Raw genomic sequence first — 26,464 nt, forward strand, 5'->3', positions numbered from 1 at the left:
CCTAGGATGGGATCCATGCGCGAATTCGATCTCATCATTGTGGGCTCCGGCTCCGGCAACTCCATCCTCACGGAGGAGTATCAGGACCTGAACGTGGCCATCGTGGAACCGGGTACTTTCGGTGGAACGTGCCTCAACGTGGGGTGCATCCCCACCAAGATGTACGTGTACCCGGCCACGGTGGCCCGCGAAGCCGAGGACGCGTCCCGCCTCGGGGTCAGGGCGAGCGTGGACTCGGTGGACTGGCAGGCCATGCGGGATCGGATCTTCACCAGAATTGACGCCATAGCCAATGGGGGTCTGACCTACCGCCAATCCCTGGAGAACGTGAGCGTGATCCAGGAGTACGTCCACTTCGTGGAGCCCAAGGTTCTGGAGACCGAGTCGGGGGAGCGAATTACCGCTCCACATATCGTACTGGCCAACGGCTCACGCGTTCAGCTTCCGGAGATTCCCGGCATCGACCTTCCCGGGGTGCACACCTCGGACACCGTGATGCGCCTGGACGAGCTGCCCGAATCAATCATTGTGGTGGGTGGCGGTTACATAGCCGCCGAGTTCTGTCACGTGTTCAACGGTCTGGGGTCCAAGGTCACCCAGCTCAACCGTTCCGAGCGGCTGCTGCGTCATCACGATGACACCATCGCCGAGCGGTTCAAGCGCGAAGCGGCCCTGCAATGGGACCTGCAAGTGAACCGCTCGATCACCGGGATCGAGCAAGCGGCGGACGGGAAACTCACGGTGAGCGCCGCGGCGTCGGACGAATCCCAGCAGAGCTGGGAGGGGACGGCGGACGTGGTCCTGATGGCCACCGGGCGCGTGCCCAACGCGGACACCCTCAATCCCGAGGCGGCACACCTGGATGTGTCCGATTCCGGTCTGCTGGCCGTGGACGACTACCAGCGGGTGCTCAGCAATGGCCAGCCCGTCGAGGGACTATGGGCCCTGGGAGACGTGTGCTCGCCGTACCAGCTCAAACACGTGGCCAATGCGGAAGCCCGCACGGTCGCGCACAACGTGGTGCACCCGGAATCGCTGCGCGCAACTGACCACCGCTACGTGCCCTCGGCCGTGTTCACGGACCCACAGATCGCGACCGTGGGCATGACGGAACAGCAGGCACGCATCTGGGCCGGGGAGAACAATACGGAAATCACCGTGAAGGAACAGAGATTCGGTGATGTCGCCTACGGCTGGGCCATGGAGGATTCGGTGGGGATCTGCAAGCTCATTGCGGACAAGAGCACCGGATTGCTGCTGGGCGCGCACTTGATCGGTAAGGATTCATCCAACCTGATTCAGCCGCTGATCCAGGCCATGTCCTTCGGGCAGACCGCTCAGCAAATGGCTCGCGGTCAGTACTGGATCCACCCGGCACTGGCCGAAGTGATCGAGAACGCGCTGCTCGGACTGGATCTCCCCGAACAGGACTGAGATGCACACGCGGAACTGAACACCGCGCCGAGATGGGGCACCAACACTCAGGACCCCAACGCACAGCGGGAGGCCCGGCCGGTCACTGATCGGCCGGGCCTCCGGCTACATCCCGAGATGGGTGCGCCCTCACCTACTTGGTGTAGAGAGCATCGATCTGCTGGGCGTAATCCTCGATGACCTTGGCGCGCTTGAGCTTCATGGACGGCGTCAGGTAACCGTCCTCAATCGTGAAATCGTGGTCCAGGATCTCGAACTTGCGGATGCTTTCCGCGCGGGAGACCTTGGCGTTGGCGTGGTCCACGATTTTCTGGACGTGCTCGATGACCGCCGGCTCCTTGGCGGCCTGCGCCGGTGTCAGTGACGAGTCCAGACCCAGGGTCGGCAGGACCCTGGGCAGGGTGTCCGGATCCAGGGTGATGAGCGCGGAGATGAAGGATCGGTTGTCACCGAGCACAATGATCTGCCCCACGGTGGCCGAGGCCCTGATTGGATCTTCCAGCAGGTTGGGCACCACGTTCTTACCCGCGGCGGTCACAATGATTTCCTTCTTGCGTCCGGTCACGGTCAGCAGTCCCTCGTCATCGAGGACGCCCAGATCGCCGGTCGCAAACCAGCCGTCGTGGAAGCTTTCCGCGGTCTTGCCCGGCATGCCGTGGTAAGCGCGGAACACGTTGTTGCCACGCACCAGGATCTCCCCGTCCTGGGCAATCGCGATCTCGTGGCCCGGGATCGGGTGGCCCACGGTGCCCAAACGGTTGATGCTGGGGAAATTCGCGGAGATGGGTGCGGTCGTTTCGGTGAGGCCGTAACCCTCCACCACGTAGACGCCTATCCCGTTGAAGAAGTGACCCAGACGCGAGCCCAGGGCGGCACCGCCGGACACGGCGTAGCGAACCGCACCTCCCATGGCGTTGCGCAGCGTGGAGTACACGAGCTTGTCGTAGAGCCGATGCTGGGCCTCGAGCAGCGGGGAGACCTTGCCCGCCTGCGAGGCCTTGGACCACTCGACGGCCACGGAGACGGCCCGGGCGAAAATGAGCTTCTTCACGGGGGAGGCCGCCGAGGCCTTCAGGCGCGCGCCCACGAAGATCTTCTCGAACACGCGAGGTACGGCCAGGATGAATGTGGGGTTGAACCGCCCCAGGTCCTCCATGAGCCCGGAGACGTCCGGGGTGTGGGCCAGGGTGACGCCGGCGTCCAGCGCGATGACTTCCACGAACCGTGCAAACACGTGGGCCAGCGGCAGGAACAACAGCGTGCGGGCACCCGGATAAATGACTTCCGAGGCCACGGGAATGGTGTTGGCCGCGCATCCGACAAAGTTTCGGTGAGTCAGTTCGCAGCCCTTGGGCGGGCCGGTGGTCCCCGAGGTGTAGATCAGGGTGGCGGTGTCGTCCAGGGAGATTCCGCCGTGTGGGTTGTCGAAATCCGTCCGGTCGGCACCTTCGGCAATGAAGGTCTCCAGTGATGACTTCTGATCCGCCGTGTCGAAAACACACATGCGGGACACGGCATCGAACGGGGTGATGGCGGCGGCCAGCTCAACGCGTTCGGCCAACTCATCGGTTTCCACGAAAATCGCCCGCGCCTTGGAATCGGACAGGATCCAGGCGATCTGGTCCGGGGAAGACGTGTCGTACACGGGTACGGGCACGGCGCCGACCCACCACAGGGCGAAGTCCACCAGCGACCACTCGTAGCGGGTGCGGCTCAGGATGCCCACGCGGTCGCCGGGTTGAATGCCCCGAGCGGCCAAGCCACGGGCCACGGCAATGACCTCGTCGCGGAACTCTCGCGCCGTGACATCGCGCTCCTTGCCTTCGGCCAGGATCGTGTACAGGACAAGGTCCGGGTTTTCGCGTGCTTGGCGGGCCAGGATCTCGGCCACGCTGTTGTGCGGAAGCGGGTCAACGGCGGGGGGTACGCTCACGCGTCTCATGGGTCACCCTTCTGTGCAAGGACTTTCAGCCAGCCTACTGTGTGATGCGGATCATGCCGCGGCATGTATGGACGTGTCCACCGTCAGCTCGGAAAAACTCGTTCAGACCACGGCGCCGTCGTCATCCCGGGGATCCTCGGGAAGAGCGCGAAACACCAGGTACAGACCACCGATCAAGCCGGCGACACCGGCGGCCCACACCACCGCGGGCAGCGAACCGGGCAGCACCGCCAGGCCCACCATGATGACGAGCACCGCAAGAATCACTGTAACGGCTCGGATCATCGTGGCACTCACACCGCGGGTGATCTCTCCAGGATCGGGGTTGTACGACTCGTCCTCCTCGGACTCGAAGAGCTCGAGGGGTACCTCCGCGGCGGGTTGCTCCCGGGGTTCCCACGGAATCTCATCGGCCCAGGGCTCGGCCCCCTCATCATCGCGGGGCACGTTGTCCCAGTCGTTGCCGTCAATGATGCGGCGGAAATCGTCGTCGGGCCGGGAGTCCTCGGGGTCGCGTGCGCTCATGCCGACGCCGCCACCTCACCGGCGGAGTGCGTCAGACCAAGGCCGCGCATGAGGTTCTGTACCGCCTGACGGGAGGCCGTTTCCACGATGCCCTGGTCGTAGTCCATGGTGGCCACGTGAAAACTGTTGGGCAGGGCAATCACTTCCACCGGCCCCGCGCTGCGCTCGCGGATGAGGTCCACGGACGCACCCGCCACCACGTGGTCCTCCGCCGAGCGGAAGACGAGGGCCGGAGCGCTCACCGCGGGAAGCGTCTTGATCGCCTGTCGAATCAGGAGGTTGAGCTGGGCCACCGCGGCCAGCGGAGTGCGGTCATAGGTGACCTCACCCTCGGAGGGTCGCTTGATGTCGCTGCCGATTCCGGGGACCGAGGTCACTACGTGGCGGGCAATATGGCTGTACGCGGCGGCACGGTTGGTCAACGCCAGAGCGGGATTGACCAGGAGCAGTCCCGCCACCCGGTACCGGGCGGCCAGCTGAACCGCCAAGGCGCCACCCATGGACAAACCACACACCACCACGTGGTCGTGCCGGGAACGCAACCGCCAGTACTCCTCGTCCACGGCGTCGCGCCACGCGTGCCAGTTCTCCTTGGCCAAGTCCTCCCACGAGGTGCCGTGACCCGGCAGGAGCGGAACGGACACGGACGGGTGGTGGCCGGCGGCGTCGTCGGCGTGGTGGATGGCGCGCGCCCACTCGATGACCGAGGCGGTCGTGGACGTGAACCCGTGCAGCACCAGCACCCCCACGGACGCGGAACCGGGGAAGAACTGATGGCCGTGTGTGGCGGGATCGAAGCTCATGGCGCCATTGTGCCAGCCCGGGCACAAGGCATGAGAGAATCCAGCGGTGAAGTCGCTACGCGCACTGCTGATCCGCGCGTACCAGACCCGTTCGACGCCGCGGTCACGTGGTTCAACAAAAGCTTTCCGGAAGGATCCGAGTCATGGTGTACATGTTCCTCAAGCGCTACGTGGTGGGCCCCGTGGTGAACACGGTTTACCGACCCAAGGCGATCGGATTGGAGAACGTCCCCTCCCAGGGTGCGGCCATCCTGGCGAGTAACCACCTGTCCATCTCGGATTCCGTGTTCATGCCGGTGGCGGTGCCCCGCCAGGTCTATTTCCTGGCCAAGTCCGAGTACTTCACCGGCCCCGGGGTCAAGGGCAAGGTCGTGGGGGCCTTCTTCCGCGCCATCAACCAGATCCCCATGGACCGCAATGGGGGCAAGGCCAGCGCCAAGGCCCTGAGCGCCGGCGGTCAGGCCCTGCAGGACGGGAAGCTGCTGGGAATTTATCCGGAGGGCACGCGCTCGCCGGACGGTCGCCTGTACCGCGGCAAGATCGGTGTGGCTCGTCTGGCGCTGGAAACCGGCGCGCCCGTGGTGCCGATCGCGATGGTCGGTACGGACAAGATCCAGCCGCTGGGGTCCAAGTTCCCGGACCCCCGGAAGGCCAAGGTCACCACGATTTTCGGCAAGCCGCTGGACTTCTCCCACCTCAAGGGCCGGCACGGGGATCACGCCCTCATGCGTGAAGTCACCGACCAGATCATGGTGGCCATCCAGGAACTGTCCGGCCAGGAGACCGCGGACGTGTACGCCGCCAACCACAAGAAAGAACTGGCGGAGCATAAACGTGAACAGTTCAAGACCCAGGTCAAGGACGCCGCCGAATCCGCCCGTGAAAAGGGCCGCTCGATGTCCGCCACCGTGTCCCAGCAGGCGGAGCAACTGGGTTCCAAACTGCCCGGCCGTTCACATGATGGTAACGATGACCACCCCTCGGACCGGAACGCCTAGACTGGGACAATGACCTCTGTAACCCAGTCTGAACAAGCACGCTCCAGGACTACCCCCTCACCCAGTGCCGCCAACTATCCCGGGCTGGACGAGTGGCGTCAGCGGACCATTGGTCAGCACCCGCAGTGGTCCGAGCACCCGGATTTCGCCTCCGCCATTGAGGAGCTCAACACTGTTCCGCCGCTGGTCTTTGCCGGTGAGGTGGACCTGCTGCGGGAGCGCCTGGCATCCGTGGCCGCGGGCGAGGCATTTTTCCTGCAGGGTGGCGACTGCGCCGAGACGTTCGGCGGTGCCACCGCGGACAAGATCTCCGGCCGCGTTCAGACCCTGCTGCAAATGGCCGTGGTCCTGACCTACGGCGCCTCACTGCCCGTGGTGAAGATGGGCCGCATGGCGGGTCAGTTCTCCAAACCCCGCTCCTCCAACCTGGAGACCCGCGGTGATCAGACCCTGCCGTCCTTCCGCGGTGAGATGGTCAACGGTTTTGATTTCAACGAGTCCTCCCGCGTTCACGACCCCAACCGCATGCTGCGCGGCTACCACACCTCCGCCTCCACGCTGAACCTCATTCGTGCCTTCACCACCGGCGGTTTCGCGGACCTGCGCCGCGTGCACGCCTGGAACATGGGCTTCGCGGCCAACCCCGCCTACGCCCGCTACGAATCCATGGCCCGCGAAATCGATCACGCGGTCAAGTTCATGGCGGCCTGCGGCGCCGACTTCGACGCGCTCAAGACCACCGAGTTCTTCGCCGGTCACGAGGCGTTGTTGCTCGACTACGAGCGCGCGTTGACCCGTATCGATTCCCGCACGCACCTGCCGTACGGCACATCCGGGCATTTCCTGTGGATCGGGGAGCGCACCCGCGAGCTCGACGGCGCCCACGTGGACCTGCTCTCGCGGCTGCGCAACCCCATTGGTGTGAAGCTCGGCCCGTCCACCACGGGTGAGGATGCCTTGCGTTTGATCGACGCCCTGGACCCGAAGCGCGAACCGGGTCGACTCACGTTCATCATCCGCATGGGCGCCAAGAACATCCGCGAGAAACTCCCGGCCATCATTCAGGCGGTCGAGGGTTCCGGCGCCAAGCCCGTGTGGGTCACCGACCCCATGCACGGCAACACCGTGTCCCTTCCGTCCGGGTACAAGACCCGCAACTTCGACGACGTGGTGGACGAGGTCCGCGGCTTCTTCGAGGTGCACCAGTCCCTGGGTACGTTCCCGGGTGGCATCCACGTGGAGATGACCGGCGACGACGTCGCCGAGTGCCTGGGTGGTTCGGACCCGGTCAATGAGTCCTCCTTCGCGGAGCGCTACGAAACATTGTGCGACCCGCGACTGAACCACATGCAGTCGCTGGAAATCGCGTTCCTCGTGGCGGAGTACCTCTCCGCGCAACGCTGAGCCCGTTCAACCACCATCGCGGCACCGCCGGATGATTTCCGCCAAGGATGTCATTCGCCGGTGCCGCGGCGCGTTGGTGATCGAATCGTCCTCAGAACACCGTGAGGATCACGGTGTCGCCGTCCTCGCGCTGGTGAATCACGCGGTCCAGAGTGGATCCCACGGGGCGGTTCACCTCCACGGTGAATCCCAGTTCCTCCAATGACTCCCGTGCGGAATCCACGGTCTGACCGACCACGTTGGGAACCTCCTCCGTGGGGCTGGCCGTGGCGACGGTAAGGCCCACGGCCGAGCCCTCTTCGGCCTTGGACCCCGAGGCCGGTTGCTGCTCCACCACGGTGCCCTCGGGTTCCTCCGAGAACCGGGACTGTACGGCGCCCACGGAGAAACCCGCCTGGCTGATTGCGTTGCGGGCCTCGTCCAGGGACATGCCCTCGAACAACGGCACGTCCAACTGGGCCGGACCTTCCGAAACCACCAACACCACCTGTTCGATCCCGCGCACCTGGGAGGATGCCCCGGGATCCGTGGCAATCACGGACCCGGCAGGGATCTGGGCGTTAGTCGCCGTGTGCACGCCCACGTTGCTGATCCCGGCCGCGTCCAGGGTGCGTTCCGCAGTGGCCACGGGCACACCCGACACATCGGGCACGGTGGCGGCGGCGGTCCCCGGCCCGGAGGCCAGCCACCAGCCCAAGAACCCGGCCAGGGCCAGAGACAGGACGAACAGCACGGCGCCGATGGCCAGGTGCAGCGGTTCGGGTTGTGGGTTGAGCATGACGCGGGGTTGTTCCGGCGTGCGATGCGCGGTGGAGCCTGCCGCCGTGATGGCCACGGTCCGGGTTGCATCCAGGTCTTCCCGGGGCAAAATGCCGGCGGCCGGAACAGTCCGATACGCCGGAGCGGACCGCGGCAATGACTGGGTCTCATCCGACGGGGGAATCAGGTCGGTCGGCTGATCCAGCGAGGCCGAATCAATTACGGGTGGCAACGACCGTTGAATTGCGAGGGCAAGGTCCAGGAGGGCGGCGGCGTCGGCGGGGCGGGCCCTTGGATCGCGCGCGGTGCAGCGCAGCACGAACTCGTCCAGGCTGCCAGGGATCCCGTGGGACGTGCGACTCGGTGCGGGGACGTCGCGACTGACGTGGGAGGTGGCCACCTGCAGTGCGGTGCCGGTGTAAGGCCGGGAGCCGGTGAGCATTTCGTAGGTCATGATGCCCACGGCGTACACGTCGCACCGCTGATCCACGGGTTCGTGGCCCACGAGTTCGGGGGCGGCGTACGCGACCGTGCCCAGGATGGTGCTGCTCGTGGAGGTGTGCTCGTCCACCGCGCGCATCAAACCGAAGTCCGCCACCTTGACGTCCCCGCCGGTGGTCAACAGCACGTTCTCCGGTTTGATGTCTCGGTGGACCATGCCGGAGCGATGCGCCTGGGCCAGGCCGCGCAGCACGGGGATCAACAGTTCCAGGGCGCGGCGCGCGGTCATGGGGGATTCGCGGGCAATCACCTGGCGCAGAGTGGGTCCGTCCACGTACTCGAGGACCAGGTACACCACGCCGTCCTCCGTGTGACCCTGATCCAGTACGGCGACCACGTTGGGGTGGTGCAAGCGTGCGGCGGCCTTGGCCTCACGCTGGGCGCGTTCCACGAATTTGGGGTCGTGCGCGTAGTGGCCGTGGATGATTTTCAGCGCCACGGGACGGTCGAGGCGCTCATCCAACCCCACGTAGACGGAGGCCGTTCCGCCCGTGGCCAATCGCCGCTGGATCCGGTAACGCCGGTCCAGCAACGTGCCGCTCAGGCGGTCCTGCTGAGAATGATCAGGCAAATCGTTTTTCCTGAGCGGAAACCGCCCGTACGTAGTCCTTGGTGTCCGAGAACAAACCATAGGTCTTCACACCGTGCAGACCCTGGTAATACGCGGCGATACCCATCTCCTTGGACGGCGTCTTGTCCTGGAGTTCCTTGATGATGGCCACACCGGCGGTGACATTGTCGCGCGCGTCCAACAGGTCCAGATCGCGACCCACCAGCTGGGACGCCCACTCTCCCGCGGACGGGATGACCTGCATGGTTCCCACGGCATCCGCGGGGGAGACCACGCCCTGCTGGAAACCGGATTCCTGAGCGGCATGAGCCAGCGCCAACGTGGGTTCCACGCCCATTGACTCAGCGGTCTCTCGGACCAGGGATTGCAGGGCTTCCTGGGACGGCAGCTCCCGCTTCTGCAACTCGGCGTGGTGCTCGTTCGCCGAATTCACCACGTGCTGGGGATAGGTTCTCCCGGCGAACGTGTCGTCCACGGCGGCATTGGGTGCCGCCTTCGCAGCCTCCGGCGCCTTGGGCTCGGGTGCGGGTTCGGTCGCCGACGCCGCGGCGGGCGCCTGAGCGGCGTCGGCGGCCTGGGGCGTGGCCTGCGAGCCGGGGATGGTGAGCGTGCGCCCCGGCCGCAGCAACGAGGAGGCGTCGAGGTCGTTCGCTCGCTGCAGTTCGACCACGCTGACCCCGTGCTGGTCGGCGAGGTCCCACACGGTGTCCCCGGGGGCAACGGTGTGCTGCGCGCTCGGAGGCCGGGGCTCCGACGGCTCGGCGGGCTCGGCCTCGGTATGTTCTTTGGGCCGACCGGGGATCGCGAGGCGATCCCCGGGGCGGACCATGGCGTGAGCCGGGATCTTGTTGGCGTTCATCATGTCGGTCACCGTCACGCCGTGTTTGGTGGCCAGGGACCACACGGAATCACCGGGGGCCACGGTGATCTCGCCCCGCGTGTGAGCATGCTGGGAGGCCGCATTGTTCTGAGGTGTCACCGGCGAGTGCGCGTGGGCCGCGCCCAGGGAACCGAGGGCGGAGAGAGCCGCCAGCGCGGTGACAGCGGAGCCCTTGGTGGCCCTGCGCGCCCACGCGGACCGGGCGGACGGGCGATGTTCTGGTGGCTCAACCGGCATGTTCGTGCTTCCTGCCTAAGTACGAGGGTGAGGGGGAAGGCCACCGACTCGCGGGAGCCGTGACAGCGTCTCCAGAGTACCTGACCTGGCCGGACGAGTTGAAGACATGAACCTGACCGCCAACCGTGGCAAAGTATTGTCCGTGAATCATTCATCCGAGATCAGCGCCGAAACCTTTGCCGAACTTGACTCCTTGGTGGGGGAGTGGACGTATCTGCCCGATATCGCCCAGGCCCTGGACATCCAGATCACCAAGGTGCACCGCATGATGGACCAGGGAGAGTTCCTGGAGGTCCGCCGCCCCTCCGACGGCGTCCGCGTGGTTCCGGCGGAGTTCATGGCGGAGGGCCAGCCGCTCAACGCTCTCAAGGGCACCATTTCGGTGCTGCGCGACGCCCGCTACACGGACGAGGAGGCCATTCGCTGGCTCTTCACCGACGACGAGTCCCTTCCGGGCCGTCCCGTGGACGCGCTGCGTGAGGGTCGCAAGACCGAGGTCCGACGCCGGGCGCAAGCCCTGGGCTGGTAGCCTTACCGGCTGCGCCGCACCGCGGCGTCCGCGAGCGCGCGCAGTCCGGCGCGGGCCACCTCATTCGTGGGGAGCGTTGCCAGCTGCTGCTCGGCCGTGGCCACGAGTTCACCGATCAGAACTTCGGTGTGTCCTAGCGCCCCGCTGTCGGTCATGAGTGTGCGGGCTCGTTCTACGTCGTCTTCGCTGAGATCGGCGCGGCCCAGGGCAGAATCCAACCACTCGATCTCTGCCCGGGAGGCGCCCCTGGCGCACAGGGCGACCAGTGCGGTGCGCTTACCCTCCCTGATGTCGTCACCGGCGGGTTTGCCGGTGGTTTCCGGATCACCGAAAACCCCCAGGACGTCGTCGCGCAACTGGAATGCTTCTCCCACGGGCAGCGCGAAGGACGAGCAGTGAGCCACGAACCGCTCGTCCGCTCCCGCCAGTGCGGCGCCGATTCGTACCGGGTGTTCGACCGAGTACTTGGCCGACTTGTAGCGCAGCACGGCCAGGGCACGAGCCAGCTGCTCCTCCGGATCGTCCGGCGCGGGGGCGACCTCGGCGTGGACGTCCAAATATTGACCCACCATGACCTCGGTGCGCATGGTGTCGAAAATGGCTCGTGCCGAGCGCTCGTCGTCGCGGGGTAATTGCGCGCAGGCCTGAGCGAACAGTTGCTCGGAGAACGACAAACTCAAGTCCCCGGTCAGCACCGCGGCACCGACACCGAAGTGCGCGGCGTCATCACGCCAGCCCTGTTGTGTGTGTACCCGCTCGAACTCCCGGTGCACACTGGGCTGTCCGCGGCGGGTGTCGGAGCGATCCAGGATGTCGTCGTGGATGAGTGCCGCGGATTGAAACAACTCCAACGCGGCGGCCGCGTGCACAATGGCCGGCGCCGGGGACCCGCCGCCGGCTGCGCGCCATCCCCAGTAACACAGCCGAGCGCGCAATCGTTTGCCACCGGAGGTGAGCCGTTCAATGGAGTCCACCAGCCGCGGGGCGTCCGGGGAAATCTGGGTGACCCGCTGGCGCTCCACCGCGAAGAACTCCGCCAGCTGATCGGTGAGCGCCCGAGAGAACTGTGCGTCCTCGGCACCTGCTGCGGCTGCGGATTCTGGCGTCTCGGTCATACGGCGGGCACCTCGTGTGCTGGTGGTCTGGTGATGGCTGCCCCCGCCACGGGCGTGGAGCACCACTCCAGCCTAGCGGGGCACCCCAGGGTCCTTGCGTGTCTGAGGCGCTGCATAGGCTGGTGGCATCGCGGCGGACGAAACCGCGGTTCACCGCAGCCATGACCACGGGGAGGGCAGAGCCAATGGGTGAGTCGAGACTGTCCACGGAGCCCGCGCAAGGCCCGTCCCCGGAGCAACTGGACCGGTACCGCCGCTGCGCCATCCTGCACGTGGACATGGACATGTTCTACGTGGGTGTCGAACTACTGCGGACACCCCAGCACCGGGGCAAGCCGGTGATCGTGGCGGGTCTGGGCCCCCGATCCGTGGTGCTGTCCGCCTCGTACGAGGCGCGGAAATTCGGCGTGAATTCAGCCATGCCTCTCGTCCAGGCCCGTGCGGCGTGTCCACATGCCGTGATCCTGGAGCCCCACCGGGAGGATTACACGCAGTACTCAGGGCTGGTCATGGCCATGTTCCGTGAAATCACCGACCGCGTTGAGCAGCTCAGCGTGGACGAGGCCTTCTTGGACGTCTCCGGGGCAATCCGTCGGCTCGGGCCGCCGGCCGTTATCGCCAGGCGGATTCGTGCGGAGATCGAACACCGCACGGGACTCACCGCCTCAGTGGGTGTGGCAGAGAACAAAACGGTTGCCAAAATCGCATCCGCCCACTGCAAGCCGGACGGCCTGCTGATCGTGGAACCGCAGCACACCCTGGCATTCCTGGCGCAGCTGTCCTTAACCGCACTATGGGGAGTGGGCAAGCGAACGGCCGCCGTTCTGCAGGGTGCCGGGCTGAGCACGGTGGGGGATATCGCAGCCACCCCCGTCACTCGTCTCCGATCACTCGTGGGTGACGCCGCAGGCCACCATCTGCATCAACTCGCCAACGGTCACGACCCCCGCGCGGTGACGCCCGTGCGTGCAGAAAAGAGCCTGGGAGCGGAACGCACTTTCGACCGCGACATATCGGACACCGCTCAGCTCAAACGAGTGCTCCTGGGGCTGTCCCACGACACTGCGGCTCGGTTACGCAGACACGGGCTCCGCGCGGAACGCGTGGGGCTGAAACTGCGGTACGCGGACTTCTCCACCGTGTCGCGCTCGCGGACCCTGAGTCATCCCATCACGTCAGCCCATGATTTGTACGCGGAATCCACAGCCCTGCTGGACCATGTGGGGCCACGGAAACAATCCGTCAGGTTGCTGGGAGTTCGCGCTGAAAAATTGGCGGCCTCCGGTGACGCGTTGCAGCTCAGCCTGGACGGTCGCGAGGAGGAATGGGGGGCAGCCGAGCAGGCCATGGACCGAGTTCATCACAGGTTCGGCCCGGGAGTGCTTCGCCCGGCCAAACTCCTGGGCCCTGCCGTGCCAAACCAGGCCGCAAAGGATATCCTTGATGACACGTGATGATTTTCCGGGTTTCGCGGTCAACTTCACTTCAACACTCAGGAGGAAACGTGCCCCTTTCCGAGCACGAACAGCAGCTTCTGGCGCAGCTTGAGAAGCAACTGCACCAAGAAGATCCGCGTTTTGCGTCCACCATGCAGCCTGAGCCCACGCGTGGGCGCGGGTCCAAGCGCAACGTGGTGCTGGGCGTGGTGATTGCCGTGGTCGGTCTGGGTGTCGTTCTGGCGGGTGTGGCCGCCAACTTGATCATTCTGGGTGTACTGGGCTTCATCGTCATGGGAGTGGGCGTGTACGTGGCATTCATTCCGGCCGGGGGAGACCTTGCGGACGCCAAACCCTCCGGTACCAAGCGCGGCGGTAGCACCAAGTCCTCGTCCGGCTTCCTGCAGAACCTCGAGCAGAAGTGGGATCAGCGCAATCAGGGTGGCGGAAACTAACCCCCGCCCCACGCCCCCCACTTTCCTCCTCGTACCCCCTCTTTCCACTCCTCGGTCCGCGACCGGGGAGTATTTCTTTGCCCGAAAACTGGCGGGGACACGCCAGAACCCTTGACGGGCCGGGGCCGGGGAGGCGCTGCGTTGACGGTGGAGGCAAGTGGAGTAAAGTGGAGCGCGATAGAGGAACGAGGGTGCGGCTGGACCCCTGACTCAAGGCGGTGGAGATGTTTCTAGGAACATATTCGCCACGCCTCGACGAGAAGGCCCGGTTGATCCTTCCGGCCAAGTTTCGGGCCGAACTGGCGGACGGACTCGTACTGACCCGCGGGCAGGAACGCTGCCTGTACGTGTTCAGCATGGAGGAGTTCGCCCGGGTGCACGAACACATGCGAGCGGCACCGTTATCGTCCAAGCAGGCACGGGACTACATCCGCGTTTTTCTGTCCGGCGCTTCGGATGAGGTACCGGACAAGCAAGGTCGAGTGACCATTCCCGCGGCACTGCGCACGTACGCCGGGCTCGGAAAAGAACTCGCCGTGATCGGCGCAGGGAGCCGCGCGGAGATCTGGGATGCGCAGGCGTGGCAGCAGTACCTGGATGAGAAGGAGGCAGCGTTCTCGGACACCGAAGAAGAGGTGATCCCGGGGTTGTTCTGATTTTCACCGCAGCGCACGCGCACCGGATATGAGATCTCCAGCCGCCCACGTCACCGTCCTGACTCGACTTCCCCCGAGTCAGGCCGGATTCGAGTGGCGAGTGGCGGAGGGGGATCTGGTAACCGGATCGCGGAAGACCACACATCGTCAATCACGCGGGTGACAGCGGCCAGGGCTGAACCCGGAGCAGATCAGGAGCCCGAATGCAGGACACACCAGCTGAGCAGCGCCACGTACCGGTGCTGCTCGATCGCTGTCTGGACCTCCTCGCTCCCGGTTTCGACGTTGATTCACCCGTCGCCCTGGACGCCACCTTGGGGATGGGTGGCCACACAGAAGCCATGCTCGAACGTTTCCCCCACCTCACCGTGGTGGGGATCGACCGAGATCCACAAGCCCTGGAACTCGCGGGACAGCGCTTGGCGCGCTTCGGGGATCGCTTCCTGAGCATCCACACCACCTACGACAACATTGCGGACGCCGCTGCGGTCGCGGGAGTCGAGATGGTGGACGGTGTCCTGTTCGACCTGGGTGTTTCCTCTTTGCAATTGGACGAACGTGAACGGGGTTTCGCGTATTCATTCGACGCGCCACTGGACATGCGCATGAACTCTCAGGCGGACTTCACGGCGGAAACCGTGGTCAACGAGTACGACGAGGACCAGTTGCGCGACATCTTGCGCAATTGGGGTGAGGAGCGCTTTGCCCCGCGGATCGCGCGAGCCATTGTGGCGGCGCGTGCGGTGAAGCCGCTCAAGACCACTGGCGAGCTCGTGACCGTGGTGAAAAGCGTGGTCCCCCTGAGTGTCCAGCACAAAAAGGGGCACCCGGCAAAGCAGACGTTCCAAGCCCTGCGCATTGAAGTTAATGAAGAACTTGATGTTCTGGCTCGTGCCATTCCCGCCGCATTGGAAACTCTGCGGGTCGGCGGGCGTGTCGTCGCCATGAGTTACCACTCACTTGAGGACAAAATTGTAAAGCAAGAATTTGCGCGCGGAGCGCGGTCCACGGCACCCAAGGGCTTCCCCGTCGAGCTGCCGGAGCACCAGCCCACGCTCAAGGTTCTGACCCGAGGGGCCGAGAGGCCCACCGAGGAGGAAACCGCAACCAACCCCCGAGCTGCCTCTGCTCGGTTGCGGGCCGTCGAGAAAATACGCACCACCATGAACTCAGGGAGAACACGATGAGCAGCGCGGCTATGACACGACCGGCGCCCCCATCGACCCCCGGGGAAGAAGAACACACGCCGCAACCGCGCACCCCGTTGTCGGTGGTGCCGCACCGCGAAGTTCGCCGCAGTCGCGTGTCGACCGTGGTGATGTGTGCCCTGGCCCTGGCCGCGGCGCTCATGGGCATCTTGTTCCTCAACATCCAGATCTCCTCGGGGCAGTATCGACTCACGGAACTCACCATTCAGGAACGGGCACTTTCTCAGGAGAACGAAGCCCTGACCCAGGACATCGAGGCCAACGCCGCCCCTCAGAACCTGGCCGCGCGCGCCAACGATCTGGGAATGGTTCAGGCTCAGGACATCGGAACGATTCAGCTGAGCAGCGGGGCCGTTGTTGCGGCGTCGGGCGCGGCAGAAAAGGGTGAGACCCAGGACATTCTGGTGCCTCCTGCCGAGATGAAGGGCTCCGAAGCCGCGGAGAGCGCTCGGGTGGCCGCCGAGGAACGTGCGGAAAAGCGCGCCAAGGAAGAGGCCGCGAAGAAGGCCGCCGATCGCAAGGCTCAACAGCAGGCCCAGCAGGAGGAGAGCCTCAACGGAGGCTCCGTCCCGGCACCTGCACAGCGTGAGCCCGGACAGTAACCTTCGTGCAGTTCCGGCTACGGAGCCGGAACACGGCCGGACCTTCGGAGGTAGCCCACTTCTCTGACCCTAGGAATTGAGGATTCACCGTGTCATCACCCGCAACCAGAACCGCGTCCTGGCGACCGCGTTGGACGCGCGCGCAGGTGGGCATCGCCCTGCTGCTGGCGCTACTTCTGGTGGTCGCGGGAAAGCTGTTCTGGGTGCAGGGACTGGACCCCACCGGCCGTGCGGAGGCTGCCGCGCAGAGCCGGACCCAGACGGAAGTCATCCCGGCGGTGCGCGGAGATATCCGCGACACGAACGGCAAGGTTCTTGCCAGAACCCTGCAGCGTTACGACATCACGGTGGATCAGACAGCGGTCGCCGAGTTCACCCGCGTCAAGGACGATCAGTCCACCGAGCAGGTGACACCCACCCAGGCCGTGTACGACATAGCCGATGCCCTGGGTCTCCCCGACACCGAGGTCAAGAACGCTCTGGACGGGGACAAGACCTTCAATTACGTGGCCCGCGGGGTGACTCCCGAGCAGTACGGAAAGATTCAAGACCTCAACCTGCCCTATGTCTTCGGCCAGCCGACCTTCCAGCGCAGCTATCCCAATGGTGCGGTGGGTGGTTCCATCGTGGGGTTCCTGGGTGGTGACAACGAGGCCTTGGGCGGTATCGAGCAAACGCAGGACGAGCAGTTGCGCGGGGTGAACGGTGAACGCCGGTACGAAATCTCCGGGGACGGCGTTCGGATCCCCGTGGCGCCACAGGAACTGCAAGCTGCCGAGGACGGCGCGGACGTGCAACTGTCCGTGGACAGCGACGTCCAGTATTTCGCGCAGCAGGCCGTGTCCGAGCGGGCCGAGGAACTCGATGCCGAATGGGGCAGCGCCGTGGTGATGGACATCAAGACGGGCAAGGTTCTCGCCATGGCGGATTCGTCCACGGTGGATCCCAATGTGCCCGGAGAGGCGGATTCGCAAGACCTGGGCGTCCGGTCCGTCACGCACGCCGTGGAGCCGGGATCGACCCAGAAGATCCTGACCACGGCCGCCGTGATGGACCAGGGAATCGCGGATCCCGAGACCGAGATCACGGTGCCACCGAACTTGCAGATCGATTCCGAGAAGATCACGGACGCCTTTGACCACGACACCCAGAACCGCACCGTGGCCGGCATCATTGCCGACTCCATGAACACCGGCACGGTGATCATGGGAGCCAAGATGGACAAGCAGACCCGGCATGATTACATGGCGGATTTCGGCGTCGGTCAGTCCACGGGTATCGAACTCCCGGGTGAGACGTCGGGCATTCTCGCGCCGGCGGACGAGTGGGATTTCCGGCAACAGTTCACGGTGTTGTTCGGCCAGGGTGTGTCCCAGAGCCCGTTGCGCACCGCCTCCATTTTCCAAGCGGTCGCCAACGGCGGCGTTCTGATCGAACCCCGACTGGTGGAATCCACGGAACAGGCCGATGGCACCGTGACCACCTCCGAACAGCCGGAAGGCAAACGAGTGGTCTCCGAGGACGCCGCCCAGAGAACCCTGGACGTTATGGAGACCGTGGTCACCGAGGGCGGCGCCGAGGAAGCCGCAGTACCCGGCTACCGGGTGGGTGGTAAGACCGGCACCGCAGAGGCCCCCAGTGACCAGGGCGGTTACGACGGTTACACGACATCCTTTGTGGGCGTCGCACCCATGGAGGATCCGCAGTACCTCGTGGGGATCACGCTGCAGCGGCCCGAGGGCGATGTGCACACCATCGGCGTGACCGAGACGTTCTCCACGATCATGGAGCAGGTGTTGCATCACTACAACGTTCCCCCGTCCACCAGCGATCCCGTGGCCATCACCAAGGAGGTCCCGGACAATCTGGATCGCTCGGTGACGCCGTCGAACGCGTTGGAGCAAACGTGGCCTGCACCGGCTCGGGAAGAGACGGCCGGATAAACTCGCACGACGAGGTGATATATCGGTAAGTACCGGCCCGGGCGAGTGGGGAACACTCGCGACAGCTCATTGAAAAGGAATTTCATGCTTGAATCTGCCGACCAGGGACCCGACGCGCAGTCCGCGCGGCCGTCCCGTCCCGTGGCGCACACTGTTGAGCAGTTGGCCCGCCTCACGGGCGCGCAGATCGTGGCTTCCCCCGGTGCCCGGGAGACGCGGGTGACGGGAGTGGTCCTGAACTCTCGCGAGACCCAGCCGGGAGACCTGTACGCGGCTCTTCCCGGAGCACATGTTCACGGTGCGACATTCGCCGCCGACGCCGCCGCGTCCGGTGCCCTGGCCATTCTCACCGATGCCGCGGGTGCGGAGCTCGTGGCGCAAGCGGGCGTGGAGCTCCCGGTGCTGGTCAGCGCGGATCCGAGGGCCTGGACCGGTCGCGTTGCGGCCGAGATCTACAACTCCCACCCCGGGGACGCCAGCGCCCAGAAACTGTTCGCCGTGACCGGTACGAACGGGAAGACCACCACCACGTACTTCGTGAATTCCATCCTGCGGGCGCTGGGGCATTCCACGGGCTTGATCGGGACCATTGAGATCCTGGCCGGGGACACTCCCATTCCGTCCAAGCTCACCACTCCCGAAGCACCCCACGTGCACTCGCTCTTGTCCCTCATGCGTGAGCGCGGTATCGACGCCGCTGCCATGGAGGTCTCCTCCCACGCGTTGGAGTTTCACCGCGTGGACGGCGTCCACTACGACGTGGCGGGGTTCACGAACCTCACCCAGGACCATTTGGACCTGCACGGGTCCATGGAGGCGTACTTCGAGGTGAAGGCCCAGCTGTTCACCGCCGAACGCACCGAGCGCGCCGTCGTCCTGCTGACCGAGGGCGATACGTGGGGCGAGGCAATGGCCCGCCGGGCACGCGAGAATCTCGGAGCGGAACACGTCACCTCGGTGGCCCTGCGCGGCAACATCGGGGACGACGCCCACGCCGGCCCCGACCGGTCCGGCGCCGATTGGACACTGGATTCGTTGACCCGGCGGGGTATTGGCCACGCGTTCACCCTGCAACACCGCGATGGTCGGAAACTGTCGGTGTCCACGGCACTGCCCGGCGACTTCAACGTGGCCAATGCGGCACTGGCGGTACTCATGGTGCTGGATTCGGGAGTGGAGCTGGACACCCTGCAAAAGACGCTGGACGACCATGATCCACTGACCACGGACGTGCCCGGCAGGATGCAGTTGATCGGAACGCGGCCCACGTCCGTCGTGGACTTCGCCCACAACCCGGACGCCATGGCCCGGGCCCTGCAATCGGTGGAACCCACCGAGGACGGTGGCCGCACCATTATCGTGTTCGGTGCCACGGGACGCCGTGACAAGACCAAACGGCCCATCATGGGCAGGATTGCCGCCGAGGGCGCGGACATTGTGATCATCACGGACGACGATCCGCATGACGAGGATCCCGCCCCGATCCGCGAACAGGTTGCCCAGGGTGCGCGAGCCGCCCAGGAACACGGCGCGAGGGCCGCCGAGGTGCACGTGATTGCGCCTCGTGAGGTGGCCATCCACACCGCGGTGCGCCTGTCCCGGCCCGAGGATTCCATCATTGTGGCCGGCCGCGGCCACGAAACTTTTCAAGATCTCAACGGCGTGGCTCATCCCCTGGATGACCGCGTGGAGCTCACGGCGGCGTTGGACGCGTTGCACTCGAGTCGTAAGGAGCAGTCATGATTCCCCTGTCCGCAGCTCAGGTGGCCCGGGCCACCGGAGGCAGATTGGTGGGCGTCCAGGACCCGGAGGCCGTGGTGATCACCGCGGTGACCACCGATTCCCGTGAGGTCACACCGGGCACCCTGTTCGTTGCCAAGCCCGGCGACACCACGGACGGCCACGCATTCGTGCCGCAGGCCGCAGCCGCCGGCGCCGTGCTCCATGTGATGCAGCACGAGATAGCGGATGAGGCGGGGGAGGCCTACCCCGGTGTTCTCGTTCCCGACGTGGTGGAGGCCATGGGCGCGCTGGCCGGTAACGTGATCGACCGCCTCCGAGCGGAGCACCCGGTCACCGTTGTGGCGGTCACGGGCTCCGTGGGTAAAACAACCACCAAGGACCTGCTGGCGGGCATCTTCGGGTCACAGGGACCCACCGTTGCGCCGCGTAATTCCTACAACGGTGAGGTGGGCGTACCCCTCACGGTGTTCACCGCGCAGGAGGACACCCGCTACTTCGTGATCGAGATGGGTGCCAATCATCTGGGCAACATCGAATACCTGTGCAACATGGTCCGCCCGGACGTCGGTGCGGTGCTGTGCGTGGGCACCGCCCACGCCGGTGAATTCGGTGGCGTGGAGAACATTGCCCGCACCAAGGGCGAAATGGTCGAGGGTCTCACCACATCGGGCACAGCCGTCCTCAACGACGACGACGCCCGCGTGCGTCAGATGCGTACCCGAACGCAGGCCCGGATCCTGAGCTTCGGCCTGGGTTCCGCGCCCCACACACCCGAACACGAAGATGAGCGGGTGTGGGCCGAGAACGTGATGGTGGGAGCCGACGGTTGCCCGCGGTTCACCCTGCACCTGCCGGACGGTTCTGCGCACGACATCGAATCCCAGCTCATCGGCGCCCATCACGTGGCCAACATCCTGGCCGCGGCCTCGGTGGCGTTCGCCGCGGGTGTCCCGGCGCCGGCCATAGTCGCCGGCCTCCATGGCAGGGGAGCCCAGTCGCGCTGGCGGATGGAGCGCATCGAGCGCCCGGACGGTGTCACCGTGATCAACGACGCCTACAACGCCAACCCGCAGTCCATGCGCGCTGCCCTGCAGACGCTGGCCCAGATGGGACGCGGTGACGGTGAGAGCGCACCGCGTCGAACCGTGGCCGTGTTGGGCGGAATGTACGAGCTGGGGGACAAGTCGGTCGCGGCGCACGATGCGCTCGGTCAGCTCCTGGTGCGGATGAACATCTCGCATGTCGTGGCGGTCGGGGACATTGCCCGCCCCATTTTCACCGCCGCAACCCTGGAGGGTTCGTGGGGAGACGAGGCCCAGTGGGTGGCCACCGCGGAGGACGCCGAGGATTACCTCATGCATGCACTGCAACCGGGTGACATCGTGTTGTTCAAATCCTCCAATGCAGCGGGTCTGAACCACCTGGGTGACCGGGTCGCGGCGGCAGCGTCCGGCCAGGCGGCCACCTCCAACGGCACCATCGACGGCACAGGGGACGAACCGGCATGATTCAGTTGCTCATGGCTTCGGGGCTGGGCCTCGTCTTTTCAATTTTCGGCACCCCCGCGCTGATCAAGATGCTGGCCCGCCGCGGATACGGCCAGTACATTCGCGATGACGGCCCCACGAGCCACCAGACCAAGCGGGGCACGCCCACCATGGGCGGGGTGGCCATCCTGTTGTCCGTGGTGGCGGCCTATGCGGTGACCCACGTGGTGAGCGTTCTGGCCTGGCCCGAGAACGGCGGTATGAGCGTGTCCGGGCTCTTGGCCCTGGGGCTGATGCTCGGCATGGGTTCGGTGGGTTTCCTGGATGATTACAAGAAGATCGCCCAGAAGCAGAACCTGGGGCTCACCGCGGCCGGCAAAATGATTCTGCAGGGCACCATTGGAGTGGCCTTCGCGCTGCTGGTGTTGTTCTTCCCGGACGCGGCCGGTAACACCCCCGCCTCCACGGCAATTTCCTGGACCCGTGACACCAACGTTGATCTGGCCTTCGCCGGACCGATCATCGGCGCCATCCTTTTCATCATCTGGGTCAACCTGATCGCGACCGGCACCACCAATGCCGTGAATCTCACGGACGGCCTGGACGGCCTGGCCACGGGCGCGTCCATCCTGGTGTTCAGCGGGTACATGCTGATCGCTCTGTGGCAGTCCGGGCACCTGTGCGAGAACGTGGACCAGGCGGCCTGTTACGAGGTGCGTGACCCCATGGACCTGGCCATTGTGGCGGCGGCCCTGGTGGGAGCCCTGATCGGTTTCTTGTGGTGGAACACCGCACCGGCCAAGATCTTCATGGGAGACACCGGTTCGCTGGGGCTCGGCGGCGCGCTGGCAGCATTCGCGGTGCTCTCCCGCACCGAGCTGCTCCTGATCCTGATTGCCGGTCTCTTCGTGATCATTACGCTGTCCGTCATCATGCAGGTGGGTTACTTCAAACTCTCGGGCGGAAAGCGCATTTTCAAAATGGCCCCGTTGCAGCACCACTTCGAGCTCAAGGGCTGGCAAGAGGTCACCATCGTGGTGCGATTCTGGATCATTGCCGGGCTGTTCGTCGCCGCGGCGCTGGGCGTGTTCTACGGTGACTGGTTGATTCACAACGGAGGGGCTTTCCCCGGAGCTGAGGCACTTCGATGATTCACGCCGGCAATGAAAATCCAATGGTGGGCAACCCCCGATTGGCCGGGCTGACCAGCTGGGATGCGGACTGGCGCGGGCTGCGAGTGGTCGTGGCCGGAATCGGTGTATCCGGTTTTGCCGCCGCGGACACCCTCATTGAGCTCGGTGCCCGCGTGGTCGTCCTGGACGGCAATGACACCGCGCGTAACAGACAACGCGCGGACACCCTGCGCATCGTGGGCGCCCTGGACATCAACCTCGGCCAGGACGCCATGACCTACGTTCCCGACGTGGCCGGTGAGCGCCCGGACCTGGTGGTCACCTCGCCCGGGTTCCCACCCACGCATCCCTTGTTGGCTGCTGCCCGGGAAGAAGGCGTCCAGATCTGGGGTGACGTGGAACTGGCGTGGCGCGTGCGTGAACGCGCGGGCCGCAAGACCGCCGAGTGGGTGTGCATCACGGGAACCAACGGCAAGACCACCACCGTGGGAATGACCGCCTCCATACTCCAGGCCGCGGGACTCAAAGCCATTGCCGTGGGCAATGTGGGCACCCCCATCCTGGACGCATTACGTGATCCGGTCGAGTACGACGTCCTGGCCGTGGAACTGTCCAGTTTTCAACTGCACTGGGCTCACTCACTGGCCCCCTTGGCGTCCGTGGTGCTCAACCTGGCCCAGGACCACGTGGACTGGCACGAGGGGTACGAGAACTACGTGGCCGACAAGTCCCGCGTGTACGAGAACACCAAACTGGCGTGCGTGTACAACGCGGAACAAGAGGGCTCCGTGGCACTCGTGGAGGAGGCGGACGTTCAAGAAGGCTGCCGCGCCATTGGTTTCACCACAGGCTCCCCGGATCTGTCCATGGTGGGAGTCGTGGAGGACCTGCTGGTGGACCGGGCCTTCGTGGAAGACCGCGCCAATACCGCCGCCGAACTGGGCAACGTGGCCGATACCGGCGCGCTTCCCACGCGACACGTGGTGGCCAACGCCCTGGCCGCGGCCGCACTGGCCCGCGCCGCCGGGGTCACCCCGGAAGCGGTCCGGGACGGGCTGCTCGCATTCCAACCCGGGGACCACCGCATCCAGCTGGTTGCCGAGTCCGACGGCGTTCGCTGGGTCAATGATTCCAAGGCCACCAATCCGCATGCTGCCCAGGCTTCCCTCTCGGCCTTCGACTCGGTCATCTGGATTGCCGGTGGGCTGTCCAAGGGCGTCAGTTACGACCAACTTGTCGAACGCCACGCCTCGCGCCTGCACACGGTGATCCTGATCGGAACCGACAACCAGTCCTTACTGAGCGCACTGGAACGCTATGCTCCCGCGGTGACGGTGGTGACGACATCGGGCCCCGGCGCTGTCGATTCCGCCGTGGACCCGGAGGACGGGCACGCTGCCATGCGCGTGGCCGTGCAGCAAGCACGCACGCTCGCGGCACCGCACGTCACCGTGCTCATGGCTCCCGCCGCCGCATCCATGGATCAGTTCCGGGACTACGCGGACCGCGGTGACGCCTTCATGAACAGCGTGCGCGAGGAACTGGGACTGTGATGGCGAAACGTCCTGGCCGGGGTTCCACCACCCCACGTAACGCCGCCGTGGTCGACCACCCCGTGGTCACTCCCGCACACGGAACCCAGACGCCGCCCGGCATGCCTGAGGACGACATGGGTGTGGTGCGGGCCGGCAACGGGGGAGACCGTCCCCTGACCACCAAACTGCGTCACCTGTGGCACCAGCTGGTCGACGGGCCGCTGTTCCATTCCTACTGGGCGTTGGCCGGGGCGGTGCTCATGCTCACCGCGATCGGCATGATGATGGTGCTCTCCGCATCGGCCGTTGAAGCTATTGCCGAGGACAGCTCCGCCTACTTCCTGTTCCAGCGCCAGGCCATGTTCGGCGTAGCGGGCCTCATTGCAATGATTGGCCTCTCCTTCGTCCCGGCCTGGATCTACCGCAAGTTCTCCTGGGGCCTGTGGGGATTCGGCGTGTTTTTATTGCTCTTGGTGTTCACACCCATCGGCCAGGAAGTGAACGGTAACCGCAACTGGCTGAATCTGGGCGGCATGACCGTCCAGCCCTCCGAGGCAGCCAAGCTGGCCCTGTGCGTATGGCTTGCGGCGCAGTTCGCCAAACAGGGCGATGAGATCCGGGACTGGAAAAAGGCCCTGTGGCCCTCTGCCCTGGGATTCCTGGTACCCACCGGCCTGGTGGCCGCCGGCGGGGACATGGGTACCGCGATCGTGTTCGTGTTGATTTACGCCGCTGCGTTGTTCTTCGCGGGGGCCCCGCTGAAAATCTTTGCCGGTGCGGCCGTACTCGGTGCCGTGCTCGGTGTGGGGGCGATCGTTACCGCCCCGCACCGCGTTGATCGAATCACGGGCTGGCTGTTCGGCGAATGCGGTGCCACGGATGCGTGTTGGCAAGCCCAACAGGGCCTCAACGCGCTGGCCACCGGTGGCTGGTGGGGCGTGGGCCTGGGGCAGTCCCGACTCAAGTACAACTACGTCCCCGAGGCGCACAACGACTACATTTTCTCGATCATCGGTGAGGAACTGGGGCTGCTCGGAACGGCCATCATTTTGCTGTTCTTCGCGATCATCGTGATCGCCATGGCGCGCATCATCCTGCGGACCCGCAGCATCTTCGTGAAGATCACCACCGCGTGTGTGGCCACGTGGATCGTGGGTCAGGCGTTCGTGAACCTCGGCATGGTCACGGGCCTCCTTCCCGTCATCGGCATTCCGTTGCCGTTCATCAGCTACGGTGGTTCGGCGTTACTGATCAGCCTGATGGCGGTGGGCGTGGTGATGTCCTTCGCCCGGGTCCCCCGCTCGGTTGAGGTCGGCATCAATTCCACGATCCTGGACCGGCAGGAGGCACACGAAGCCGCCGAGGACCACCAGCCGCGACGTCGGGGACCAGAATGGTTGCGGCGCATGACGTCGCAGGAGGGAAAGGCACACCTTGACCAGTGATCCACTGAACAACGACCGCCGGGCCGTGCACGTGGTGCTCGCCGGTGGGGGAACAGCGGGACACATCAGCCCGCTCCTGGCCATCGCCCGGGCAATTCGGGAGGCAGCTCCGGCGGCGTCGGTGTGCGCGGTGGGTACGGCGTCGGGAATGGAAACCCGCCTGGTGCCGGCCGCGGGGGTTCCCCTGGAACTGATCGACCGCGTACCCCTGCCGCGCCGCCCGTCCGCAGATCTGATGCGCCTGCCCGGGCGATTGAACCGCGCGGTCCAGCAGGCCGGGCGCATTCTCGACTCCCAACGGGCGGACGTCGTGGTGGGCGTGGGTGGCTACGTGTGTACACCCGTGTACCTGGCGGCCGCGCGGCGTCGGATTCCCGTGATCATTCACGAGGCGAACGCCCGTCCCGGCCTGGCCAACCGCGTGGGTGCCCGGTTCGCGTCCGTGGTGGCCACCGCCTTCCCCGAGACTCCGCTCAAGGGGGCGGTGGCCGTGGGCATGCCCATGCGCCAAGAAATCGCCGAGCTCGACCGAGGTGCCCTGCGGGCCCGGGCACGCGAAGAACTGGGACTCGAACCGGACCTGCCCACCGTGGTGGTGACCGGGGGATCCTCGGGTGCCCAATCCATGAACCGCACCGTGGCGAACATCGCACGGGAAGTCGCAGGCGGCGGCTACCAGTTGCTGCATGTCACCGGCCGGACCAAAGAGGTGCGCACCGGTGACGGAGAATTGCTGCGGGCACCGGGGTATGTGCAGACGGAATACGTGGACGGGATGGAAAAGGTCTACGCGGCAGCGGACCTGCTCGTGGCCCGCGCCGGTGCCGCCACCGTGTGTGAAGTCGCAGCCGTTGGGCTGCCGGCGGTCTTCGTGCCGTTGCCCATTGGCAACGGGGAGCAAGCGCTCAATGCGCGGTCGCTGGTGGCCGCCGGGGGCGCAGAACTCGTGAAGGATTCCGAGTTCACCGCGCACTACTACCGCACTACGGTGGCCGCCCTGGTCACCGATGCCCCCCGTCTGGAAAAAATGGCTCGGGCATCGGCCGCCCACGGTATTCGCGACGCGGCCCGGACCATGGCGCAGCTGGTGCTGGACCACGCACCGCAGCGTTAAGTTAGTCAC

The 26,464-nt window shown here is 65.5% G+C and carries 22 protein-coding genes; 16 read left to right on the top strand and 6 right to left on the bottom strand.

Going from position 1 to position 26,464, the window contains the following annotated elements:
- The first annotated feature begins 15 nt into the window (after positions 1 to 15).
- The gene (locus ABEA06_RS01535; protein WP_345310338.1) at positions 16 to 1,434 is read left to right on the top strand and encodes a mycothione reductase; all 1,419 of its coding nucleotides are present in this window, start codon (positions 16 to 18) and stop codon (positions 1,432 to 1,434) included.
- Positions 1,435 to 1,567: 133 nt separating this feature from the next.
- Here ABEA06_RS01535 and ABEA06_RS01540 read toward each other — a convergent pair whose 3' ends face one another.
- From ABEA06_RS01540 to ABEA06_RS01550, 3 genes are all read right to left on the bottom strand, one after another.
- The gene (locus tag ABEA06_RS01540; RefSeq protein ID WP_345310339.1) at positions 1,568 to 3,376 is read right to left on the bottom strand and encodes an AMP-dependent synthetase/ligase; all 1,809 of its coding nucleotides are present in this window, start codon (positions 3,374 to 3,376) and stop codon (positions 1,568 to 1,570) included.
- A 102-nt stretch (positions 3,377 to 3,478) separates the two neighbouring features.
- Positions 3,479 to 3,901 carry a hypothetical protein gene (locus ABEA06_RS01545; RefSeq protein ID WP_303381784.1) on the bottom strand — a complete coding sequence of 141 codons (423 nt, stop codon included), beginning with the start codon at positions 3,899 to 3,901 and terminating at the stop codon, positions 3,479 to 3,481.
- On the bottom strand, positions 3,898 to 4,704 hold the full coding sequence (locus ABEA06_RS01550; protein WP_303381783.1) for an alpha/beta hydrolase: 807 nt from the start codon (positions 4,702 to 4,704) through the stop codon (positions 3,898 to 3,900). The genes ABEA06_RS01545 and ABEA06_RS01550 overlap by 4 nt, the downstream gene beginning before the upstream one ends.
- Positions 4,705 to 4,847: 143 nt before the next feature.
- Here ABEA06_RS01550 and ABEA06_RS01555 point away from each other — a divergent pair, with 143 nt between their 5' ends.
- Entirely contained in the window at positions 4,848 to 5,702 is an 855-nt protein-coding gene (locus ABEA06_RS01555) for a lysophospholipid acyltransferase family protein (protein ID WP_303381782.1), read from the top strand.
- A 9-nt stretch (positions 5,703 to 5,711) separates the two neighbouring features.
- The gene (locus ABEA06_RS01560) at positions 5,712 to 7,106 is read left to right on the top strand and encodes a class II 3-deoxy-7-phosphoheptulonate synthase (RefSeq protein ID WP_345310340.1); all 1,395 of its coding nucleotides are present in this window, start codon (positions 5,712 to 5,714) and stop codon (positions 7,104 to 7,106) included.
- A gap of 91 nt (positions 7,107 to 7,197) precedes the next feature.
- Here the strand turns inward: ABEA06_RS01560 and pknB are convergent, their stop codons facing one another.
- Positions 7,198 to 8,937: a Stk1 family PASTA domain-containing Ser/Thr kinase gene (gene pknB, locus ABEA06_RS01565; RefSeq protein WP_345310341.1), complete on the bottom strand. Its 1,740-nt coding sequence runs from the start codon at positions 8,935 to 8,937 to the stop codon at positions 7,198 to 7,200.
- Complete coding sequence (locus ABEA06_RS01570) at positions 8,930 to 10,054, bottom strand: lytic transglycosylase (protein WP_345310342.1); 1,125 nt, start codon at positions 10,052 to 10,054, stop codon at positions 8,930 to 8,932. The genes pknB and ABEA06_RS01570 overlap by 8 nt, the downstream gene beginning before the upstream one ends.
- 136 nt (positions 10,055 to 10,190) lie before the next feature.
- On the opposite strand from ABEA06_RS01570, the gene ABEA06_RS01575 reads away from it, so the two are divergent.
- Positions 10,191 to 10,583 carry an Rv2175c family DNA-binding protein gene (locus tag ABEA06_RS01575; RefSeq protein WP_345310375.1) on the top strand — a complete coding sequence of 131 codons (393 nt, stop codon included), beginning with the start codon at positions 10,191 to 10,193 and terminating at the stop codon, positions 10,581 to 10,583.
- A 2-nt stretch (positions 10,584 to 10,585) separates the two neighbouring features.
- On the opposite strand, the gene ABEA06_RS01580 is transcribed toward ABEA06_RS01575, so the two are convergent.
- Positions 10,586 to 11,698, bottom strand: a complete 1,113-nt coding sequence (locus ABEA06_RS01580) for a polyprenyl synthetase family protein (protein WP_345310343.1) — start codon at positions 11,696 to 11,698, stop codon at positions 10,586 to 10,588.
- Between the two features lie 185 nt (positions 11,699 to 11,883).
- Here ABEA06_RS01580 and dinB point away from each other — a divergent pair, with 185 nt between their 5' ends.
- From dinB to murG, 12 genes are all read left to right on the top strand, one after another.
- The gene (dinB, locus tag ABEA06_RS01585; protein WP_345310344.1) at positions 11,884 to 13,152 is read left to right on the top strand and encodes a DNA polymerase IV; all 1,269 of its coding nucleotides are present in this window, start codon (positions 11,884 to 11,886) and stop codon (positions 13,150 to 13,152) included.
- 50 nt (positions 13,153 to 13,202) lie between these two features.
- Positions 13,203 to 13,589 (top strand): DUF3040 domain-containing protein, encoded by a 387-nt coding sequence (locus ABEA06_RS01590; protein ID WP_303381776.1) that lies wholly within the window; start codon positions 13,203 to 13,205, stop codon positions 13,587 to 13,589.
- A gap of 224 nt (positions 13,590 to 13,813) precedes the next feature.
- Entirely contained in the window at positions 13,814 to 14,245 is a 432-nt protein-coding gene (mraZ, locus tag ABEA06_RS01595; RefSeq protein WP_303381775.1) for a division/cell wall cluster transcriptional repressor MraZ, read from the top strand.
- 203 nt (positions 14,246 to 14,448) lie between these two features.
- Complete coding sequence (gene rsmH / locus ABEA06_RS01600; protein WP_303381774.1) at positions 14,449 to 15,432, top strand: 16S rRNA (cytosine(1402)-N(4))-methyltransferase RsmH; 984 nt, start codon at positions 14,449 to 14,451, stop codon at positions 15,430 to 15,432.
- A complete protein-coding gene (locus ABEA06_RS01605; protein WP_303381773.1) occupies positions 15,429 to 16,055 on the top strand; it encodes a hypothetical protein in 627 nt (208 codons plus the stop codon). Before rsmH ends, ABEA06_RS01605 begins: the two co-directional genes overlap by 4 nt.
- Positions 16,056 to 16,144: 89 nt before the next feature.
- Positions 16,145 to 17,998, top strand: a complete 1,854-nt coding sequence (locus ABEA06_RS01610; protein WP_345310345.1) for a peptidoglycan D,D-transpeptidase FtsI family protein — start codon at positions 16,145 to 16,147, stop codon at positions 17,996 to 17,998.
- Positions 17,999 to 18,082: 84 nt separating this feature from the next.
- On the top strand, positions 18,083 to 19,741 hold the full coding sequence (locus ABEA06_RS01615) for a UDP-N-acetylmuramoyl-L-alanyl-D-glutamate--2,6-diaminopimelate ligase (RefSeq protein ID WP_345310346.1): 1,659 nt from the start codon (positions 18,083 to 18,085) through the stop codon (positions 19,739 to 19,741).
- On the top strand, positions 19,738 to 21,249 hold the full coding sequence (locus tag ABEA06_RS01620) for a UDP-N-acetylmuramoyl-tripeptide--D-alanyl-D-alanine ligase (protein WP_303381770.1): 1,512 nt from the start codon (positions 19,738 to 19,740) through the stop codon (positions 21,247 to 21,249). Before ABEA06_RS01615 ends, ABEA06_RS01620 begins: the two co-directional genes overlap by 4 nt.
- On the top strand, positions 21,246 to 22,379 hold the full coding sequence (gene mraY / locus ABEA06_RS01625) for a phospho-N-acetylmuramoyl-pentapeptide-transferase (RefSeq protein WP_303381769.1): 1,134 nt from the start codon (positions 21,246 to 21,248) through the stop codon (positions 22,377 to 22,379). Before ABEA06_RS01620 ends, mraY begins: the two co-directional genes overlap by 4 nt.
- Positions 22,376 to 23,914 (top strand): UDP-N-acetylmuramoyl-L-alanine--D-glutamate ligase, encoded by a 1,539-nt coding sequence (gene murD, locus ABEA06_RS01630; protein WP_303381768.1) that lies wholly within the window; start codon positions 22,376 to 22,378, stop codon positions 23,912 to 23,914. Before mraY ends, murD begins: the two co-directional genes overlap by 4 nt.
- Positions 23,914 to 25,341 carry a putative lipid II flippase FtsW gene (gene ftsW, locus ABEA06_RS01635; RefSeq protein ID WP_303381767.1) on the top strand — a complete coding sequence of 476 codons (1,428 nt, stop codon included), beginning with the start codon at positions 23,914 to 23,916 and terminating at the stop codon, positions 25,339 to 25,341. Before murD ends, ftsW begins: the two co-directional genes overlap by 1 nt.
- On the top strand, positions 25,331 to 26,455 hold the full coding sequence (gene murG / locus ABEA06_RS01640) for an undecaprenyldiphospho-muramoylpentapeptide beta-N-acetylglucosaminyltransferase (RefSeq protein WP_303381766.1): 1,125 nt from the start codon (positions 25,331 to 25,333) through the stop codon (positions 26,453 to 26,455). The genes ftsW and murG overlap by 11 nt, the downstream gene beginning before the upstream one ends.
- The last annotated feature ends 9 nt before the right edge of the window (positions 26,456 to 26,464 follow it).

This window comes from Kocuria gwangalliensis, assembly GCF_039544365.1.
GTDB lineage: Bacteria > Actinomycetota > Actinomycetes > Actinomycetales > Micrococcaceae > Kocuria > Kocuria gwangalliensis.